This is a genomic window from Paenibacillus sp. CF384, from assembly GCF_900106745.1.
Classification (GTDB): domain Bacteria; phylum Bacillota; class Bacilli; order Paenibacillales; family Paenibacillaceae; genus Paenibacillus_Z.
Genome location: NZ_FNNV01000002.1, coordinates 286,289 through 305,697, shown reverse-complemented (window position 1 = coordinate 305,697; position 19,409 = coordinate 286,289). Strand labels below are relative to the sequence as shown.

Sequence of the window (19,409 nt, the reverse complement as noted above, 5' to 3'; positions counted from 1 at the left end):
GCGCCTATGCCGTTACCTATCGGAAAGGAATTCGTCTATGAATAGCTTAAAGCGATCGATCCGCAGCGAGATGTGGTATGTGCTGTTTATACTCCCGGGGTTGTGTCTGTTTGCATTTGCGGTAATCGTCCCGTTAGTCATCGGCGCGAAATATTCGTTCACGGATTGGGACGGAGTCGCACCTACTGCCAAATATATCGGGTGGGACAATTATGCGCAGGCATTGCGTGATCCTGACCTGTGGGCGGCGCTTCGCAATACATTCAAGTACGCGATACTGGTAACGGTGCTTGTGAACCTCGTGTCGCTGCTGCTTGCCGTATTGCTCGACTCTTATTTGAAATTCAGAAAGGTATTCCGCACGATCTTCTTCTTGCCCGTTGCGATCTCCACGGTGCTGTCCGCTTATATTTGGAGCTACAACTACAGTAACGGACTGCCGAAGCTGCTCAGCTATTTCGGCGTCGATATGACAAGTCCGCTCGGCAATCCGGATCATGCGATGACGGCGCTCATCGTCATCTCGCTATGGCAAGGAATCGGTTCTCCCATGATTATCTACATCGCCGGTTTGCAGGGCATTCCCGGGGAGCTGACCGAGAGCGCGCGGATTGACGGGGCCGGCTGGTTCGGCGCTTTCCGTCATATTACGCTGCCGCTGCTTGCGCCTTCGGTCACGATTAATTTGCTGCTCGTGCTGACAGGCTCGCTCAAAGTGTTCGATCTCGTCTTCTTGACGACCGGCGGCGGTCCTGCCTTCTCGACTCAGGTCATCTCGACGTTTATTTACAATGTCTCCTTCAACTCCGCCAAAGCGGGGTACGGTACGGCATTGTCGATGCTGTTCTTCCTCATTCTCGTCATCGTCACCATCGTGCAGCTGACTATATTTAGAAGACGGGAGGTGGATATGTAATGAAACTGACGCATGCGATCATCCTTACACTGGTTGCCTTGCTGGCGCTCCTATTTGTTTTTCCGCTGTACGTCGCACTGCTCATGGCGCTGAAGTCCGCGAAGGAAACGTTCGATTCCTTCTACGCGCTGCCGACAACCTTGCATCTTGATAATTTCGTGCACGCATGGAAAACGTCGAAGTATCCGTCCGCGATCCGAAACAGCCTGTGGGTCAATCTGATTTCCGTAGCGTTGATCATCTTCGTATCCGCGCTTGCCGGGTATTCAATCGCTCGGCGGAATAAACCCATCTATAAATTCATCTATGTGCTGTTTCTCTCCGGACTGATGGTACCATTCCAGGTCATCATGCTTCCGCTGTATAAGATGGGCAAGATGGCGCATATGATCGATACCCACTGGGGAATCGCTTTGATTTACGGCGGCTTCGGCGTTCAGATGGGGGTGTTGTTCTATGCGGGCTTCATTCGGGGCATTTCGCTTGAGATCGAGGAAGCGGCGCGGATCGACGGCTGTACGACACCGGGCATATTTGCCCGCATCGTGCTTCCGCTGCTGAAGCCGGTCACTGCTACCGTCGTCGTGCTGAATGCGCTGTATATTTGGAACGACTTTCTGCTCCCGCTGCTGTATCTGCAGGATAAAGCCTATCGCACCATTCCGCTGCAGCAGTATTACTTCTTCGGCCAGTACAGCAGCGATTTGAATTTAGCCTTCGCTTATGCCGTCATGGGGCTAATTCCGATTATTGTCTTCTTCCTCTTCATGCAGAAATTCATTATTAAAGGCATTGCAGCAGGCGCGATTAAAGGATAATTCAGCATCATCATTATGGGAGGGGCGTACAGAATGAAACGAAGCTATCTGGGATTGTTCGTTTTGCTGCTCATATTTACGATGATTGGACCTATTAACGTTGCGGAGGCTAAACCAACCAAAGTATCCGTAGGACAGACGGGATCTGTCGTAACCGCTGACAATGGCGCGATCGCGCTCACGTATGATTTGGCAACGGGGCGCGGCAGCTTCAAGCAAGGCAGCACTACGCTGATCTCCAATTTCTATTCCGATTATGAGCTTTACGGGACGAGCTCCCGCATTCATTCCTACGATCCCGGTACGCGTTCGGCGAAGTGGGAGGCCATCGGCAATGACGGATATGGCAAGCATGGCGAGCGCATAACGATCAAGAGCGTACTCGATTCAGGCTCAACCATCACGCTGCGGCTGACGATGTACGAGGACCAGCCTTATTTTCTGTCCGACATGACAGTGAGCAATGCGGCAAGCCAAACGATTAGTGTGCTGGAGCCGATTGCATCCGACAATCTCGATATCGGATCGGGCACGGACAAACGGATCTATACGACGCCTTATACGAATAATTATGATTTTGGCGTAGCGCCTGTGGACAATTTCGGCAAAAGCCAGAATGGCTATGATCGCCCCTACGGTGTAGAGGATCAGTGGAGTGCGTTCAATGGAACAAGCTACTGGGTTGCTGCAGTATTCGACAATACGGCGAAGAACGGCATCGTTGCCGGAGCAGCCACGACAAAAGCTTGGAAAAGCATGCAGCATCTAGGCCAGGCGGCAGCACCGAACGGCCCGCTGACCGGCTTCTCCATCTACAATGCCGGCGGACAGCAGAGCGGTACTTCGGTGTCGTCGGATGCATTCTTTATGGGGTATTTTGATAATTATGAGACGGGCCTTGAGACTTTCGGGGAAGCGTATGCCGTCGAAGAGCCGATGCTGCAGTGGAAGGGCGATGTACCGAGGGGCTATAACACGTGGTACAACTTCTACAGCCAGTACGCCACAGCCGATGCGATGTATGCCATGACGGATTACTTCGTTGCGCATCTGAAGTCGCTTGGCTACACCTATATGAATTTGGACGCCAGCTATCAGGGAATCAAAGGGCAGGAGCAAATCCGAAATTTGAAGGATTACGTTACTTATGTACATAGCAAAGGCATGAAAGCCGGCTCCTATGAAGCGCCTTTTGCGATTTGGAATAAGCTGACTGACACTGTACCGACGACGAACTATACGTTCGGCGATATCGCGCTGAAGGATACGAACGGCAATCCGGTCATGTCCTATCTCAACACGCCGATTGTCGATGCGACGCATCCGGGCGGACAGGTGTATTTGAAGTGGTTGATGAATACCAATCATGTCGAGCCCGGCTTCGACTACGTCAAGCTCGACTTTATTGATTTCGGCATGTACGAAGGCAGCTTCTACGACAAAAGCAAGAACGGGATACAGGCTTACCGGATCGGAATGAAAATCATGCGGGATGCGCTTATCGGTGCGCGGCAGAAGATCTTCATCGACGAATCGATCGCACCGCTGCTGCCTTCGGGATATGCCCACGGCAGAAGAACCGGCTGCGATACGGTCATCGGTCTCGATGACGGTGCAGGCATCCGTTATTCAGGCATTGAACGCCAAGCGTTTAATGCGGCTGCATCGTGGTGGACTAACGGTACGTTGTACCCGTTTAACGATGCGGACATGTCGATGCCTGAAAATATCGTGCAAGGCGTGTACGGGAAAACGACGCTGAATCAAGCAACGCTGCTAACGACTGCGATCGTAATGGGCGGCGGTCATTTGCTGCTAGGCGACGATATTCCGTTCATCTCGGACGACCGGATGAAGAGGCTCGTCATGAACAAGGAGCTGCTGGACGTTGCGAGTCTGGGCAAAGCGGCAAGACCGCTGAGCATGACGAACTTCTATTTGAAAGGCGAGCATTCGCCTGCGGTTACGTATTTGAAGGACAAGAACGGAGATATCCTCGTCGGCATTTCCAACTGGGACATGAATAACAGCCAGCCGGTCACTGTTCCGTTCCCGGATCTGGAGCTCAGAGCGGACAAAGCTTATACGCTCTCCGAGCTATACAGCCAGACAACGATAGGATCGTACACCGGCAGTTACTCACGCATGTTGAGAGCGGGCGAGTCGATTATCATTCGGATCTCGGCTAAAGGCCCCCGCGGTAACACGGAAGCGCCTCTCAACTTAGCGCTCGGGGCAGGTGTTACGGCGTCGGCATCCACCTCCTACGGTGCCGGTTATGAAGCCTCCAACATTATAGATGGGAACCTTGCGACACGCTGGAGCGCTGGTTGGCCGGCGAATAATGATTTCAGCAACCAGTGGCTTGAAATCAACTTTGGCGCTCCGGTGAGTGTAAACCGCGTTGTTGTCAGCGAGTACGGTTACGATAAGCAAGAATATGAAACTTGGGCTTATGCGCTCCAGTATTGGGATGACGCTGCATCGCAGTATGTCGACCTGACCAAAGGACTGACGCTTGGAGACAGGAGAGAGTTGGACTTCAAGACGGTCACGACTTCCAAAATCAGACTGTATATGAAGACCAGCCACTGGCTTGGCTCAGTTAACGAAATCGAAGCGTACAACATTCCGGGCAATACTGGTTCTGTCATCGCTCAGGACGACAGCAACGAATCGTTCTCGGGTTATTCGGACATCCGCGGGCAAACGCAGAGGATGCAAACCTTCACGCTGACGAGTAGATCTCTGCCTAAGTTGGACGTGTATTACTATGAAAGTTACGTCAGTAAGGTACCGGAAGACAATTTGTATATCGACATCGTGGAGCTCGATAGCAACTTAAGACCGGCGAAGAAACTGTTTACCGCTGCTGTTCCGCCTTATAATCTCATGGGATCTCCGCAGCCGTATTCGATTTATCCAAGGCTGAGCGGACTTGATACGGCGAAGAAGTACGGATTTATTCTGCGATCCCCGAATACGCTCGATGATGGTTCAACCGATAACAAATATGGCTTCGGCTACAGCAGCGACGTTTATGCCGGCGGGATCGCTCAGTATTCCGGCGATGGTGGGCAGACCTGGTCGCCTCAAACGGATACGGATTTAATCTTCACGATCTATCAGTAAAGCAACTTAACAGCGAAGAGGAGTGCTGGATGTGCCGATCAGCTATTTAGAAGAATCTCATATTTTCGCGATCCGCACTGCACGGTCGTCCTATCTGTTCGGCATTAATGATAGCGGAACTGTGCAGCATCTCTATTGGGGGTCCCCGGTTCATGCCGGGGATTGCGCTGACTTGCTTCGAGCGAAACATCACAGCTCCTTCGATGCGGCCGTAGACCGCGAAACGGAAGAGTACGGGGGCTGGGGCGGCCTCTTATATGCGGAGCCAGCATTGAAGGTGACGTTCGGCGACGGTGTGCGCGATCTGTTGCTGCGATATGACGGCTACTTGATGGATAAGCCCGAGGAGCTTGTCATCCGTCTTGCTGATGAGTATTACGCACTGAAGGTGAATCTGCATTACCGCGTGTTTCCCGAATTCGACCTGATCGAGCGGTATGTAACGATAACCAACGGCGAGCCTTCAGCTGTTCGCATCGAGCAAGCGATGTCAGCCATCTGGTCGGTGCTTTCCCTGCCCGCATACCGTTTGACACATGTCACGGGGCGGTGGGCAGGCGAGTATCAATTAAGGTCAGATGTGCTCTCAGAAGGCAAGAAAGTGCTGGAATCAAGAAGAGGCTTTACAGGTCCGCACGCCAATCCATGGTTTGCGATTGATGACGGGACCGCCAGCGAAACGAGCGGTCATGTGTGGTTCGGCGCGCTTGGCTGGAGCGGCAATTGGAAGATCGCAGCCGAGAAGACGACGTTCGGGCATCTGAGAGTGAGCGGAGGCATTAACGATTTCGATGGAAGCTTCGCGATCGCACCGGGCGAATCTTATACGTCGCCCGTCTTCACGGGGGGATTCTGCGAGAATGGCTTTGGCGGGATGAGCCGCCAGCTTCACCGCTATCAGAAAGCAGCGATTCTACCGGGCTCTCGCGAACGCAAGGTGCTCTACAATTCCTGGGAAGCGACGGAATTCGCGGTGAACGTGCAGGACCAGAAGGTACTCGCGCACAAAGCGGCGCGAATCGGCGTCGAGCGGTTCGTCGTCGACGATGGCTGGTTTGGCGCGCGCAACAGTGACCGAGCAGGCCTTGGGGATTGGCAGGTCAATCCCCAGAAGTTCCCGAAGGGCTTGAACGAGCTGATCGACGAGGTCAAATCGCTAGGCATGGATTTCGGAATCTGGGTAGAGCCCGAATCGGTGAATCCGGACAGTGATTTGTACCGTGCGCATCCGGAATGGGTTTATCAGTTCCCTACGCGTGCCGGTTCTCAGCTGCGGAATCAATTGCTGCTGAACCTCGGGCTTCCGGAAGTGAAGCAGTTTGTTCTCGATTTCATGACGAATCTGCTGAGCTCGTATGACATTTCCTTCATTAAGTGGGATATGAACCGAACGGTAACCGAGCCGGGAATAGCAGATGAGCGGCAGCAAAGGGAGCATTCGGACTGGATTCGACACGTGAACAACCTGTATGAAATCTGGGGCGAGCTTCGCAGGCGGTTCCCGAACGTCGAGTTTGAGACTTGCGCGGGCGGCGGAGCCCGAATCGACCTCGGAATTCTGCGTTTCGCGGACCAAGCTTGGATCAGCGATAATACGGACGCGCTCGATCGGCTTCATATTCAGGAAGGCTTCACTTACGCCTATGACCCGTCTGTCATGATGTGCTGGGTCACGGAGTCGCCTCACGGCATGAATGGAAGAAGGCTGCCGCTTTCCTTCCGGTTTCATAGCGCCATGATGGGCGGTCTCGGTATTGGTGCGAACATCGACCGCTGGTCGGAGGATGAGCTGGCCGAAGCGAAGGACTACGTGGAGCAATATAAACGAATCCGATTGATTACGATGCATGGCGACTTGTACCGCTTATCGTCATTGCGGCATTCGAACGTTGCGGCATGCCAGTATGTAGCCAGAGACGGGCAAGAGTCCGTCGTGTTTGCTTTCCAGAACGCGCAGCATTTCGGCGCTTGGGAACGCCGGCTTACTCTGCAGGGGCTTGATCCGGATGCCTTGTATGAGGTTGATGCCGGAGACGGACGAGCGGTTACTCAGCACGGAAGCACGCTCATGCAAGTTGGCGTGGCGTTAGGGTTCTCCGGTGATGGTCAGAGTCGAATGATCCGCATCGCTCGAGTTGAGAGATAATCATAAACATCTAAGTAGGCTGCGTACCACGCAGCCTGCTTTTTTTTATAAGTTAGCCTTTCGGGATTTTGCGATATTCGGTAGGCGAGTAGCCCATGAGCTTCTTGAATAGGCGGGAGAAATAATAGGGGTCGGCAAGTCCGACGGAGACGGCGATCTCACGCACGGTTAAGTCCGTTAAATCGAGCATGCTCGCGGCATGCTGCATCTTCATGCGAAGGAAATAATCGATGGGGGAGAAGCCGGTTTCCTTATTGAAGAGGTGGATCAAATGCTGCGTCGAAATGCCGGCGTATCTGGCAAGCTCAGGCAGCCGAACGGCAGTCCCCACGTGTTCGTTCATATACCGCATGGCTTTCTCAAGATACTGGTCCCGTTTATGGTCCTGGCTTACGTTCATAAGCTCTTGGCCGATGACACTCAACACCCAGCGCATGGTCTGCGAGACGTATACATGGGAGTGAATCGAATAGGGTCTGTCCGAGATGATCGCAAGCGATTGTTCGATGTTGGAGACGAATTCGGAAACAATGGAGCGAGGAAGCGGGACAGCCTTGCACTCCAATCCATACAGGCGGGTCAACTCCTGAGCGTGCTCTCCCTTCAGGTGGAACCAATAAATACTCCATGGTTCTTGTTCGGAAGCCCAATAGCGGTGAGGCATGCCCGCCGGAATCACGATAAGGCTTCCTGGCCCGATATCGAGAGGTTCTCCGCCATTTAGTTGCACGTTCCCTTGGCCGTCGATGCAATAGATGAAGATATAGGCGTCCGTGCCTTCCGGCCGCTCCCTGTAGTGGTGCTTGGCATGCGGGAAGAAACCGATATCGCTAACGTACAGCTGCCGGGTCAGCTCGGTTCCGGCAAGCTCGCGCTGCATGTACTCAGGAAGGACGAAGAGACGCTGTTCTCGAAATCCTTCCATTTTCTTCGTAGCGTTTATAAGATCAAATCCCTTCACTCTCAAAGGTGCAATATTACTGCTATTGTATAGAGAGTTGTGTTGGGATGCAATATCAGTAAATCAGAATATAGTCCATCATTATCAGTTGATGCTCAATTGTTCTTATAGACGCCGTTCGTTAAAGTAGGGATAAGAAATCATACTTTACAAGGGAGTGACTGCAATTGACTCACCAAATGGGACGTTCCCGCGTCTGGGAAGAGGTCGTCGAAATTCCTACGTACGATATAGGGAAACCCGACAAAAATCCAATGTTTCTGGAAAAGCGCGTATATCAGGGCAGTTCCGGCAAAGTGTATCCCCATCCGGTCATCGATAAAATAGAGGACGAGAAAAAGCCGCATCCCTATCGCATCGTCATCCTAGAAAACGATTATTTGCGCATCGAAATCATGCCCGAGCTCGGCGGCCGGATCTATCGCGCGGTCGATCGTACGAACAATTACGATTTCGTTTACTATAACCAGGTGATCAAGCCTGCGCTCGTCGGATTGGCGGGACCGTGGATTTCGGGAGGCATCGAGTTTAACTGGCCGCAGCATCACCGTCCGAACACGTACGGCCCGGTAGAATACCTGCTGGAGGAAAATGAAGACGGCAGCGCCACCGTATGGGTGAGCGAAATCGACCGCATGCACGGGACGAAAGTTACGGCCGGTTTCACGCTATATCCGGACAAAGCGTATCTGGAAATAGCAGCACAGCTCTACAACCGGACGCCGGAGCCGCAAACCTTCCTGTGGTGGGCAAACCCCGCGGTAGCGGTCAATGATCATACGCAATCGGTGTTTCCGCCGGACGTGAACGCCGTATTCGACCATGGCAAACGCGACGTGTCCAAATTTCCGATCGCTACAGGCACATATTACAAAATGGACTATTCCGAAGGCGTCGACATCTCCAGGTACAAGAACATTCCCGTTCCAACCTCTTACATGGCCTACAAATCCGATTACAACTTCGTTGGAGGTTACGATCATGCACGGCAAGCGGGCTTGCTGCATGTCGCGAATCATCATATTTCGCCGGGCAAGAAACAATGGACGTGGGGGAACGGGGAATTCGGGCAAGCGTGGGACCGGAATTTGACCGATGAAGACGGACCGTACATCGAGCTGATGACAGGCGTGTACACGGACAACCAGCCTGATTTTACATGGCTGCAGCCTTACGAAGAGAAGTCCTTTAAGCAATACTTCATGCCGTACAAAGATATCGGAGTCGTCAAGAACGCGACGACCGAAGCCGCGATAAACTTGGAAGTCGACGAGAATCTTGCTCTGGCTGCCATTCAAGTCTACACGACATCCCGAGTGGAAGGCTCGACTTTGGTGCTATCGGGCAATGGCCAGTCGTATTACTGCGAAGTCTTGACGCTCACTCCGCTGCAGGGCTTTCGAGCTGAAGTTCAGCTTGATGCAGGCGTTAAGGCGCACGAGCTAACGTTGTCATTAAGAGATGTGTCCGGTTCATCGCTCGTGAGCTACACGCCTAAGAAACCGCAAATCGAAGAAATGCCCGAGGCGGCGAAACCTCTTCCCGAGCCAGAGGAACTGAAGACAAACGAGCAGCTGTATTTGGCGGGGCTTCACCTAGAGCAGTACCGGCATGCGACCTTCGAGCCGGAAGCCTATTACCTCGAAGGACTGAAGCGGGATCCCAGCGATATCCGTATCAATGTCGCTTACGGAACGCTGCTGCTTCGCAAAGGGCTATTGGAAGAGAGCGAGCTTCACTTCCGCGCTGCGATTAAGAGCTTGACTTGGCGCAATCCTAATCCTTACGACGGCGAAGCTTACTATCAATTGGGCGTTTCTTTAAAGCTGCAAGGTAGGCAGGAAGAAGCGTTCGCGGCCTTCTACAAATCCGTATGGTCGGCAGCATGGCAAGACAGCGGCTACTTCTCCTTAGCACAAATCGCCACCGAGCAAGGGAGGTTGTCCGAAGCATTGGAGCTGGTCGAACGTTCGCTCGTCCGTAACTCGCGTAATTACAAAGCAAGAAATGTGAAGGCGGCGCTGCTGCGCAAGCTCGGTCGCACGGAGGAAGCGATTACGTTCGGCAACGAAACCATCCGACTGGATATTGCTGACTTCGGCGCGTATAACGAACTGCGGTTGGCCTTGGAGACGGCAGGGGATATCGAGAAAGCGGAATCGGTGTATGAGGAATTCCTATTCTTGTTGAGAGCGGACGCACATAACCACTTGTCATTAGCTTCTGACTATGCCGACGCCGGGCTTTACGCCGAGGCGATTGAAGTATTGAATATGATAGCAGACAACCAATCGGACAATACGTATCCGATGATTCATTACACGCTTGGCTATTTGTATGGCAAGACGGGTCAAACAGAGCTGTCACTCCAGTATTTGCAATCCGGAGGAGAGGCGTCCTCGGACTATTGTTTCCCGAATACGTTATTCGATTTAACGGTGTTAACATATGCAACGAGCAGGATGCCGAAAGATGCCAAAGCGCACTATTACATGGGCAACCTATATTATGACAAGAAACTCGCAGACAAAGCGATCATGCATTGGGAGAAGTCGCTGTCCATGGATTCGACCTTTCCGACTGTGAGCCGCAATTTGGCCTTGGCATACTACAACAAACGCGGCGACCGTGATGAGGCTCGCCAAGCATTGGAACGAGCTTTCGCTTACAATCAAGACGATGCAAGGGTCTTCTACGAGCTGGATCAATTGGTTAAGAAATTAGGTGTCTCACCTGAAGACCGACTCGCTCGATTGTCCGCACACGTACATCTCGTAGAGCGCAGAGACGATCTCTATTTGGAGTATGTCACACTCCATAATCGACTTGGCCGCCATCAGCTTGCCTATGAACTTCTTGCAGCGCGGCAGTTCCATCCGTGGGAAGGCGGGGAAGGTAAAGCGACAGGCCAATACGTTCTCTCTCACGTAGAATTGGCAAAGGTATGCTTGTCCGAAGACAAATATGACGAAGCGATCGATTGGCTGAAGAAGGCACTCGTCTATCCGGACAATCTCGGCGAAGGTAAGCTCACGGGAGCGCAAGAAAACAACGTTTACTATTATCTCGGCTGTGCTTATGCGGCGTTAGGTCAAGCGGAAGAGGCCGAAACTGCATTCCGCGCCGCATCGGTTGGACTCGAGGAACCGGCCAGTGCGATGTTTTATAACGATCAGCCGCCGGATATGATTTATTATCAAGGCTTGGCGTGGTTAAAGCTCGGTGATGTCAAAGAGGCCAAAAGACGCTTCTACAAGCTGATCGACTACGCGGAGAAGCATGTGTTCGCCGAAGTCAAAATCGATTATTTCGCGATTTCGCTGCCGGATTTCCTCGTCTTCGAGGACGATTTGAACTTCAGGAACGAAATTCACTGCCGGTATATGAGAGGGCTGGGCTTGTTGGGACTCGGACAGGGCGGGGAAGCAGCCGAAGAGCTTGCTGCCGTTCTGCGACTTGACGTCAATCATCTCGGCGCATACCATCATTCCTTAAATGCCACCTATCTAAATAAGTCATCATAATCTTGTCCGAGATAGAAGCCTCCATCCTCTTATATAGAGGATGGAGGCTTATTTACATTCTTCAGTCGGTATTCCGTTAAGGACACGCCGAAGTATTTCTTGAACGTGGTATAGAAGTAGTTCGATTTCTCGATGCCGCATCGCTCCAAAATATCATTGATCGGCAGGTTGGTCGTTTCAAGATAGCCCCCGATCTTCTCCATACGAATCATTGTAATGTATTCGGCTACGGAGTTTCCGGTGGCGCTTTTGAACAGTTTGCCAAGGTAGACAGAGGAGATGGACAGATGTTCTGCGCAGCTGCCTAGCGATAGATTCTTGTCCGAATAGTTGGATTGTATAAGTTCAACAGCAGACTCGACGATTTCATTCTTTTTCTTATCCTTGTTGCCATCCTTTAACTGAACGATCTCATCGATCAGAGCGCTGAATCTCTGCTCAATCAGTTGAAGCGTTTCGAATGTCGGGATCTTGTTGAGAAACTCCAGTGTAAAGCTGTTTATACGTGAACTCGTACCGTCTTCGACCCTGTTAAGTGAATTGTAGATGGAGAAAGACAAGTACAGGATGGATCGAATGATGTTATCGTAGGACGAATGCTCAATGGCTCGCATCAGCTCTCTATAAGTTTCCTTGGCACTCTCCCCGTTACCTAGCCGGAGCGCATCGAGGAGCTGCTTCTCTTTGGATGATGGGAATAAATTAGCCCCATCGTCGATTTGCTTCAGTATTTCCGGCGTAATGATACTTTGGTGTCCGACTTTTAATCGGTACATCGAGAGGTTCAATGTTTCTTCATAAATTAGTTTGAGCTGCTCGTAAGATTCAATTACGTAACCGAGTGTGACGGATACCGTGAAAGGCAAGAAGCGCTGAATATTCAATTGAATGTCCGTGACGAGCGCGCGGAATATATCGTCATTTAACTGCTCCTGATTAACCTCCAAATGCTGCATATCAACGAGAACGGTAAAATGATCAGAATCATGATTAATGATTTCGCATTTGTAATGGGCAGACACGATTTCTTTGGTAATATTTTCAATAGAGTATTTGAGCAAAACGCGATCTTTCTCATTATGTTTATTGACAAACTCATGATAGTCATCGATTTTTAGAATAAACAGAAATAATGAATGCGTAAACGAGATATCGAAATGATGTTCTTGTTCTTTCGCCATTACTTTCTCAATGGGAAGCATCGCTGAGGCTGATAGCATTTGCTTCATAAATTCATTCTTCAATACAGCCGCGCTGTCTCTCTTCTGACGTTCGAGCAGTGTAGTCTTATCCATAAGTACAGCAAACGGATGGTAGAGCTTCTTGGACGCGATGACCGCAATGAAAAGTCCGAGAACGAGCACAATCACACAGAACAGCAGCGTTAGCCAGCCATTCCACTGCACACTGGAGAAGACGGAGCTGTAGGGCGTCAGACTGACAAACTTCCATTTGAGAATGTCGGAGGATACATAGGAAACTACATATTTCTTGCCGTTTAGGACATTGAAGAAGGTGCCTGACCCGTCTGCTGTGGTAAGCACTTTACTCGCGTAGGGCTCCCCGGACACATTATTCATGAACATACTCTTGGTCGGATGACTTACGATGGTTCCATTCTCGTCCAAGATCAGAATGTCTCCGCTGCTGCCGGAGCTGTTCTTCTTCTGATCGAGTGATGAAATGGTTAGTCGCAGCCAATCGGCATCGACATTCAGCACGATGGCGTTCGTGGAATTACCATTGTAGTCGCTGGTGTCAAACAGGATATAGGTGTAGACGTTATAATTATCGATTTTACGCGGAATTGGATATAGGATCGGTGTAAAGTTTTTTCGTTTCTGTGCATCTTCGAGCAGCTGCTTGATTTCTTTGTCCGGGAAATCGGAGCTGCTAAAGAATGTGCTGGGAGGCGAAGAGATGAACGTATCGATCTTCTTATTATAAATATAGGCGGAATGGATGTAGGTGTTCGGCAGCGTCAGTGAATCAAGCGTTCGGATGGCATTGCCGGTCGTTATGATATCGAGCTCATTGCTATTGGCGAATGCAATGATGTAATTATTGAGCGAGAGCGATTGGCAGAATTTCCTTGCCATGTTATCCATATATACCGAGCTGTAGCTGATTTTGGATAAGACATTTACGTTCATGTCTTTAATTAAGGAAATGGACGAGCTCTTATAACTGTAGAAAAGCACGGAAGAGAGAATTAGGATTAATGCGGTCATACATACGACAAAGGTTAGCAGAAGTTTTTTGTACAAAGAGAACCACCCTTATCGAATATATTGTTTATTTAAAAGTCTAACTACCATTTAAAAGTTTCAACTTGATTGTGCCAAACGGAGGCCGTTTTGACAATATCAGTTCCGTTTTTCAGAGAAAAATCAATTTTTAGAGAAGGATTTTGCCCTGATATCAGTGATTATTCGAATTTTGTTGTATCCGCTTTCGCTTGATCGGTCGTATGCTGAGCTTACCAAAACCGATGCTGCAGCACGTGAAGGAGGATACCCATGCAAGACAGCAAGTTAAGTCGCTCGCTCCCGAGATCGATCCCTATTATAAACGAGCTTCTGAGAAACAAAACCTTCTATATGATGATGCTTCCGGGCTTGCTCTTCATCATCGTTATGTACTACTTGCCCATGATTGGCGTTGTTATCGCATTTCAACAGTTCAATCCGTTCAAAGGAATTGGCGGCAGCGACTGGATCGGCTTTACCAACTTCAAGTTCTTATTTCAATCCGACAGCGTTCTGAAAGTTACCTTGAATACGATCTCTTATAATTTGATTTTTCTCGTAACCGGCATTGGCCTTGCGCTTGTAATGGCGATTCTGATTAACAGTATCGGCAATCGCTTCTTGGCCGGTGCGTACAAGAGTATCCTGCTTCTTCCCTATCTGTTGTCTTGGGTTGTTGCGGAGTATTTACTCTTCTCTTTCCTGAGTATGGATAAAGGCATTCTGAATCAAGTCCTTACTTTAATTGGCATGGAGCCGATTCAATGGTACATGGAGTCGGAGTACTGGAGATTTATTTTGCCGGCCGCCTATATATGGAAGAACGTGGGCTATTTTGCGGTCATCTACGCGGCTGGAATTGCCGGCATTTCCTCCGAGTATTACGAAGCAGCCGAGCTTGACGGAGCTACGAAATTTCAACAAGCGCTGAGGATTACGATTCCTATGCTCATGCCGATCACGTTGACGTTGGTACTGCTGCAAGCAGGTAAAATCTTCTATGGCGCGTTTGGAGATTGGGGATTATTCTACAACCTTCCCATGGAGTCCGGCGTGTTATATAGTACCACCGATGTCATTGATACCTATATTTACAGATCGTTAAAGCAAATGGGCGACTTTGGCATGTCGTCGGCAGCGGGACTGTACCAGTCGTGCGTAGGCTTCGTGCTTGTCCTGGTATCCAATGCTATCATCAGACTCTATGATCGCGACAGCGCATTATTCTAGGGGGAAATTAGGTGAAGTCGTTATCTGTATCCAAGCTCGTCATCAATGTAAGCTTCATGGTGTATTCGGCAATCTGCTTGATTCCGTTGATTGTGGTCCTATCGATTTCGTTATCGGAGGAACAGTCCATCTTTCAAGGCGGGTACAGTCTGATTCCCGAGAAGTTCAGTTTCAAAGCCTATGAGTTCATTCTTCTGGGCAACACACCGATTCTGCATGCCTATTTCGTTACAATTATGGTCACGATCTGCGGTACGCTGTTGCATCTCATCATCTCCTCGATGTTTGCTTATTCGCTCTCGCGAAATGAAGTCAAATATCGCAATATCGTCTCGTTTCTCGTGGTGTTCTGTCTGTTGTTCAGCGGTGGTTTAGTACCATGGTACATCTTGCTCACGAAGTATCTCCATCTCAAAGATACATTTCTTGGACTGATTTTCCCTTACTTGGTCTCCTCGGTGAATGTGCTGATCATGCGGAATTTCTTCAAGGGCATTCCGGAGGAGATTGTGGAGTCGGCGCGAATCGATGGTTCAGGCGAGTTTAATACCTTTGTAAAACTGGTTGTGCCGTTATCGACGCCGGTGCTCGCGACAATCGGATTGTTCGTGGCCGTATTCTACTGGAATGATTGGTTTACGGCTGCGATGCTGGTAGAAGACAGTAAGCTGTACACGCTGCAGTTCCTCCTGCAATCAATCATGAATAACATCGCATACCTTCAGGGGAATTCGCTGGTAGAGGATATTGCGGCGAATCTGCCCGACGAAACCGCGAGGATGGCTACATGTGTGCTGGCCGTAGGGCCGATCGTAGTCGCGTATCCGTATTTGCAGAAGTATTTTGTCAAAGGACTCACTTTAGGCGCTGTAAAATCGTAACGGTTACACCAGGCTTTCGCCTGTTTTAACGATAGAAATAACCATAAATGGAGGTCTGATTCATGAACAGTACAAAGAGAAAGATTAGCTTGGCTACAGCACTTTGCCTCATGACGCTCACTCTGGCCGCATGCGGCGGTGCAAAGGACAACAATGCCGCTGCAGCTAACGAGGCAAACGCCGCGAATGAAGCAGCAAACACAGCAGCAACTAATTCATCAGACTCCAATACGGACGCTGCGGCACCCTCAGAAGAACCAGCCAAGCTTGAACCGGTAGACCTCACCTATTATTTCGTAAATACACCGCAGCAAGATCTGACAACGGTTGAAGCGGAACTCAATAAACTCGTACAGCCTAAGATTAATGCTACCATTCATTTGAAATTGGTGGACTGGGGCGCATACGATGAGAAAATGAAACTCGTAAATGCATCCGGCGAACCTTATGATCTGGCCTTTACATCCACATGGACGAACAACTTCTACCAAGGAGTTTCCAATGGTGTATTTGCTCCTCTGGATGACTTAATTGCCAAGTATGCGCCTGACACGAAAGCCGGTGTCCCGGATATGTTCTGGAACACGGTGAAAGTTAAAGGTCAAACGTACGGCGTTCCGAACTTCCAGCAGGCAACAGCTGGTTACGGCTACTTGATTCAGAAAGCAATTGCCGACAAGTACAGCTTAGATTGGAAATCCGTAAAGAGCTTATCCGATCTGACGCCATTCTTGGAAAAAATCAAGGCCGGGGAGAAGACCCTTGTTCCTTACGGCTACAGCAAGCAGAAGGATGCCTTCTTGCTCGCTACTCCGATGTTTAATATGGAAGCGCTTGGCGACGCGAAGACACCGGGCTCCATCTATCTGAACGACAGCAGCTTGAAGGTCATCAACCAATTTGAATCGCCTGAATTTAAGACTTTTGTCTACATGATGAGAGATTGGTATACGAAAGGGTATCTGCGTAAAGATGCAGCCACGCTGAAGGATAATCAAGCGGATCAAAAAGCAGGTAAAAATGCAATCGAATTGGGACAAATCGATCTGGATACACCTACGCTTGAAGCTGCCGGGCTGGCTCCAAGCGGACGCATGAGCAACTACAATCCGGATGTTCCATCCTATGACTATCAATTCGTAAAACCATTGTTGACGACCGATAAAGCTGCAGCTACCATTACAGCTATTTCAGCAAACTCACCAAACAAAGAGCGTGCGATGATGTTCATCAACCTACTGAATACAGATCCTCAAATCTACAATTTAATTAGTTGGGGGGTAGAAGGCAAGCATTATAAGAAAATTTCCGATAACCGTATTGAAACGATCAAAGAAGGCGGCTATCAGCTGTTGTCTCCTTGGGAGTTCGGCAATATGACGCAATCGTTCTTCTTCGAAGGTGATTCGAAAGGTGCGGAAGTGAATGGAGTCGGCACCCAACTGTGGGCTGACTTGAACCGTAACGCAACACCGTCGAATGCGCTTGGCTTCGTATTTGATTTTACCCCTGTCAAGACGGAGAAAGCGAATTGCGATGCGGTCATCGACGAGCTGTACTATGCGCTTTCGACAGGTTCTGTTGATCCGGATAAGTACTTGCCTACGTTCATCGACAAGCTCAAGAAAGCTGGCGCGGATAAAATCGTTGCCGAGAAACAAAAACAGCTGGATGCGTGGAAAGCAGTCCAGTAACGATTAGCCCAATTAAGGCTCTCTCCCGAGACGGAGAGAGCCTTATCACTTTATTCACGTGAATTTCACTTTTCTGCGAAAGGGTATTTCATCGTGGTTATCGAATGAATAGGGGATAGGGAAATATTAACAATAGCGTAAGGGTGACATGGATATGGCAAACAGTATTCTGTTTAAAATATTGCTCCCTGTCCTGCTAGGGATTATTTCGTTTTCATCCATCTATTTAGAACGAACGGATCATCCGCTCTTCATGATCGCTGCGGGTATTGCGGTGTTTCTATCCATTAACCTCATGCGGAATTCTACCAAGCAAATCTACTTGCAGATTGCATGTTTAATCGTGTTTCATTGGTTGAGTGAGCTGAATTGGTGCTTGACTCTCTATATAATTGAACTTATCAGACTTCTCACACGCAGCGAAGATATGAAACGGAGTTACTACCATGCACTGCTGCTGATGGGTTTATACAGTGTGGTGCGCTACACGTATGCGGAACTCAATGATTACTCCATATTAGTTACGTTATCTGATATGGCAAGCTCGTTAGTACTTGTGGCCATGATTTGGATTATCAAGAGCAAACAAAAGGAAAAAGACGACCTTCAGAAAAAGAACGATGAGCTGCTGAAAAGGGATGTTCTTACGGGGCTGCTGAATTACCATGAATTTCGTCATGAACTCAATCGGATCAAAGAGAACGGCGAATATGGCTTAATCATTTTGAACTGTCAGGATTTGAGAGTCGTCAATAATCAGTATGGGTTTGAGAAAGCCAACAATGGACTGAAGGATATCGCCAGACAGTTAACCGCCCATTTCGGCTCCTCGAGCGTATCCCGTTACGGCGGGAGTGAATTCGCTATTGCGATGGAGTTTGCCGATCAACAAGCTACAGAAGATGATGTGATGCCAATTATAGAAACCATAATCGAGCAATCCTCCCACTTAGATATCATCTACGCTTATGCTTTCTCTAATGGGCGCACGCCGAATGAAACGATTGAGGATGTAGAAAATCAGCTTTTCCTTCAGAAGAAAGAGGTTTGGCTGAAACGCGACGAACATTTCTTCCGTTCAGATAAGCTTAAAGTGATTGGCGAGCTGGCAGCGGGAATGGCGCACGAAATCCGGAACCCCCTGACAACGATAAAAGGGTTTCTGCAGCTGGCCTATCAACATGACTATAAGGATATCCATAAATACCACCCGATGATCATGGATGAAATCACGAGGGTTAGCGAGCTGACATCGGAGTTTTTACAATTCTCCAAACCTAACCTCTCCCAAATGAAAACCGAAGCGATCCGCTCCTGCGTGGACAGGGCGCTCTCCATAATGGGCACCGAAATTGAGAGAGAAGGACATGAACTTATCGTCGACTATCCCGAGCATCCCTTATATGTGCGGATAGACAAAGACAAAATCGTGCAGGTGCTCGTTAATTTGTTCAAAAACGCCATCGACGCGATGGACGACATCGGGAGAATCGGCGTTAAGATTTACGGCATGGAGAACGGCGTATTCATCGAATTGTCCGACACGGGTAAAGGGATGTCCGAGGATACCAAAGCCAAGCTGTTTGAACCTTTCTATACGACGAAAGCGCAAGGAACAGGACTGGGCTTATCCATTTCGCATAAGATTGTCCAAGATCATGGCGGGCGAATGGAAGTGACAGCGACAAGTCCGGCGGGAACCGTCTTCACGATCATGCTGCCTGCCGCTGCTCCAATTGAAAACGAATAATCGAGCCATCTATCCATTATAGGTTGTGAAATTGTTCAATAAAGTATGTGTCCAATAAAGAAAGCCGCCTCCCGGTCTATGGGAAGGCGGTTTTTTGCGTTTCAAAAA

General features: G+C 49.5%; 11 protein-coding genes. 9 read left to right on the top strand and 2 right to left on the bottom strand.

Annotation, left to right across the window (positions count from 1 at the left end; genetic code table 11):
- The first annotated feature begins 37 nt into the window (after positions 1-37).
- Genes BLW29_RS07010 through BLW29_RS06995 form a run of 4 tightly spaced genes read left to right on the top strand, consistent with a single transcriptional unit; the run spans position 38 to position 7,012 of the window.
- Positions 38-916, top strand: coding sequence for a carbohydrate ABC transporter permease (locus BLW29_RS07010; RefSeq protein ID WP_090977660.1), 879 nt, complete (start codon positions 38-40; stop codon positions 914-916).
- Positions 916-1,734, top strand: coding sequence for a carbohydrate ABC transporter permease (locus BLW29_RS07005; RefSeq protein WP_256208421.1), 819 nt, complete (start codon positions 916-918; stop codon positions 1,732-1,734). Before BLW29_RS07010 ends, BLW29_RS07005 begins: the two co-directional genes overlap by 1 nt.
- 33 nt (positions 1,735-1,767) lie before the next feature.
- Positions 1,768-4,866, top strand: a complete 3,099-nt coding sequence (locus BLW29_RS07000; RefSeq protein WP_090977658.1) for a discoidin domain-containing protein — start codon at positions 1,768-1,770, stop codon at positions 4,864-4,866.
- A gap of 31 nt (positions 4,867-4,897) precedes the next feature.
- Positions 4,898-7,012, top strand: a complete 2,115-nt coding sequence (locus BLW29_RS06995; protein WP_090977656.1) for an alpha-galactosidase — start codon at positions 4,898-4,900, stop codon at positions 7,010-7,012.
- A 52-nt stretch (positions 7,013-7,064) separates the two neighbouring features.
- On the opposite strand, the gene BLW29_RS06990 is transcribed toward BLW29_RS06995, so the two are convergent.
- Complete coding sequence (locus BLW29_RS06990) at positions 7,065-7,973, bottom strand: AraC family transcriptional regulator (RefSeq protein ID WP_256208434.1); 909 nt, start codon at positions 7,971-7,973, stop codon at positions 7,065-7,067.
- A 179-nt stretch (positions 7,974-8,152) separates the two neighbouring features.
- On the opposite strand from BLW29_RS06990, the gene BLW29_RS06985 reads away from it, so the two are divergent.
- Positions 8,153-11,497, top strand: a complete 3,345-nt coding sequence (locus BLW29_RS06985; protein ID WP_090977652.1) for a DUF5107 domain-containing protein — start codon at positions 8,153-8,155, stop codon at positions 11,495-11,497.
- Positions 11,498-11,526: 29 nt separating this feature from the next.
- Here BLW29_RS06985 and BLW29_RS06980 read toward each other — a convergent pair whose 3' ends face one another.
- Positions 11,527-13,764, bottom strand: coding sequence for an AraC family transcriptional regulator (locus BLW29_RS06980; RefSeq protein WP_090977650.1), 2,238 nt, complete (start codon positions 13,762-13,764; stop codon positions 11,527-11,529).
- A 252-nt stretch (positions 13,765-14,016) separates the two neighbouring features.
- Here BLW29_RS06980 and BLW29_RS06975 point away from each other — a divergent pair, with 252 nt between their 5' ends.
- The 4 genes from BLW29_RS06975 to BLW29_RS06960 all read left to right on the top strand — a co-directional run bounded on the left by BLW29_RS06975 (position 14,017) and on the right by BLW29_RS06960 (position 19,301).
- Positions 14,017-14,976, top strand: coding sequence for an ABC transporter permease (locus BLW29_RS06975; RefSeq protein ID WP_256208420.1), 960 nt, complete (start codon positions 14,017-14,019; stop codon positions 14,974-14,976).
- 11 nt (positions 14,977-14,987) lie between these two features.
- Positions 14,988-15,857, top strand: a complete 870-nt coding sequence (locus tag BLW29_RS06970) for a carbohydrate ABC transporter permease (RefSeq protein WP_090977648.1) — start codon at positions 14,988-14,990, stop codon at positions 15,855-15,857.
- 62 nt (positions 15,858-15,919) lie between these two features.
- Positions 15,920-17,551 (top strand): ABC transporter substrate-binding protein, encoded by a 1,632-nt coding sequence (locus BLW29_RS06965; RefSeq protein WP_090977646.1) that lies wholly within the window; start codon positions 15,920-15,922, stop codon positions 17,549-17,551.
- 154 nt (positions 17,552-17,705) lie between these two features.
- Positions 17,706-19,301 carry an ATP-binding protein gene (locus tag BLW29_RS06960; protein ID WP_177186511.1) on the top strand — a complete coding sequence of 532 codons (1,596 nt, stop codon included), beginning with the start codon at positions 17,706-17,708 and terminating at the stop codon, positions 19,299-19,301.
- Positions 19,302-19,409: the final 108 nt, after the last annotated feature.

Excerpts from the sequence above, each read along its gene's own strand:
- BLW29_RS07010 (WP_090977660.1), top strand. The coding sequence starts at position 38 with ATGAATAGCTTAAAGCGATCGATCCGCAGCGAGATGTGGTATGTGCTG.
- BLW29_RS07005 (WP_256208421.1), top strand. The coding sequence starts at position 916 with ATGAAACTGACGCATGCGATCATCCTTACACTGGTTGCCTTGCTGGCG.
- BLW29_RS07000 (WP_090977658.1), top strand. The coding sequence starts at position 1,768 with ATGAAACGAAGCTATCTGGGATTGTTCGTTTTGCTGCTCATATTTACG.
- BLW29_RS06985 (WP_090977652.1), top strand. The coding sequence starts at position 8,153 with ATGGGACGTTCCCGCGTCTGGGAAGAGGTCGTCGAAATTCCTACGTAC.
- BLW29_RS06975 (WP_256208420.1), top strand. The coding sequence starts at position 14,017 with ATGCAAGACAGCAAGTTAAGTCGCTCGCTCCCGAGATCGATCCCTATT.
- BLW29_RS06965 (WP_090977646.1), top strand. The coding sequence starts at position 15,920 with ATGAACAGTACAAAGAGAAAGATTAGCTTGGCTACAGCACTTTGCCTC.
- BLW29_RS06960 (WP_177186511.1), top strand. The coding sequence starts at position 17,706 with ATGGCAAACAGTATTCTGTTTAAAATATTGCTCCCTGTCCTGCTAGGG.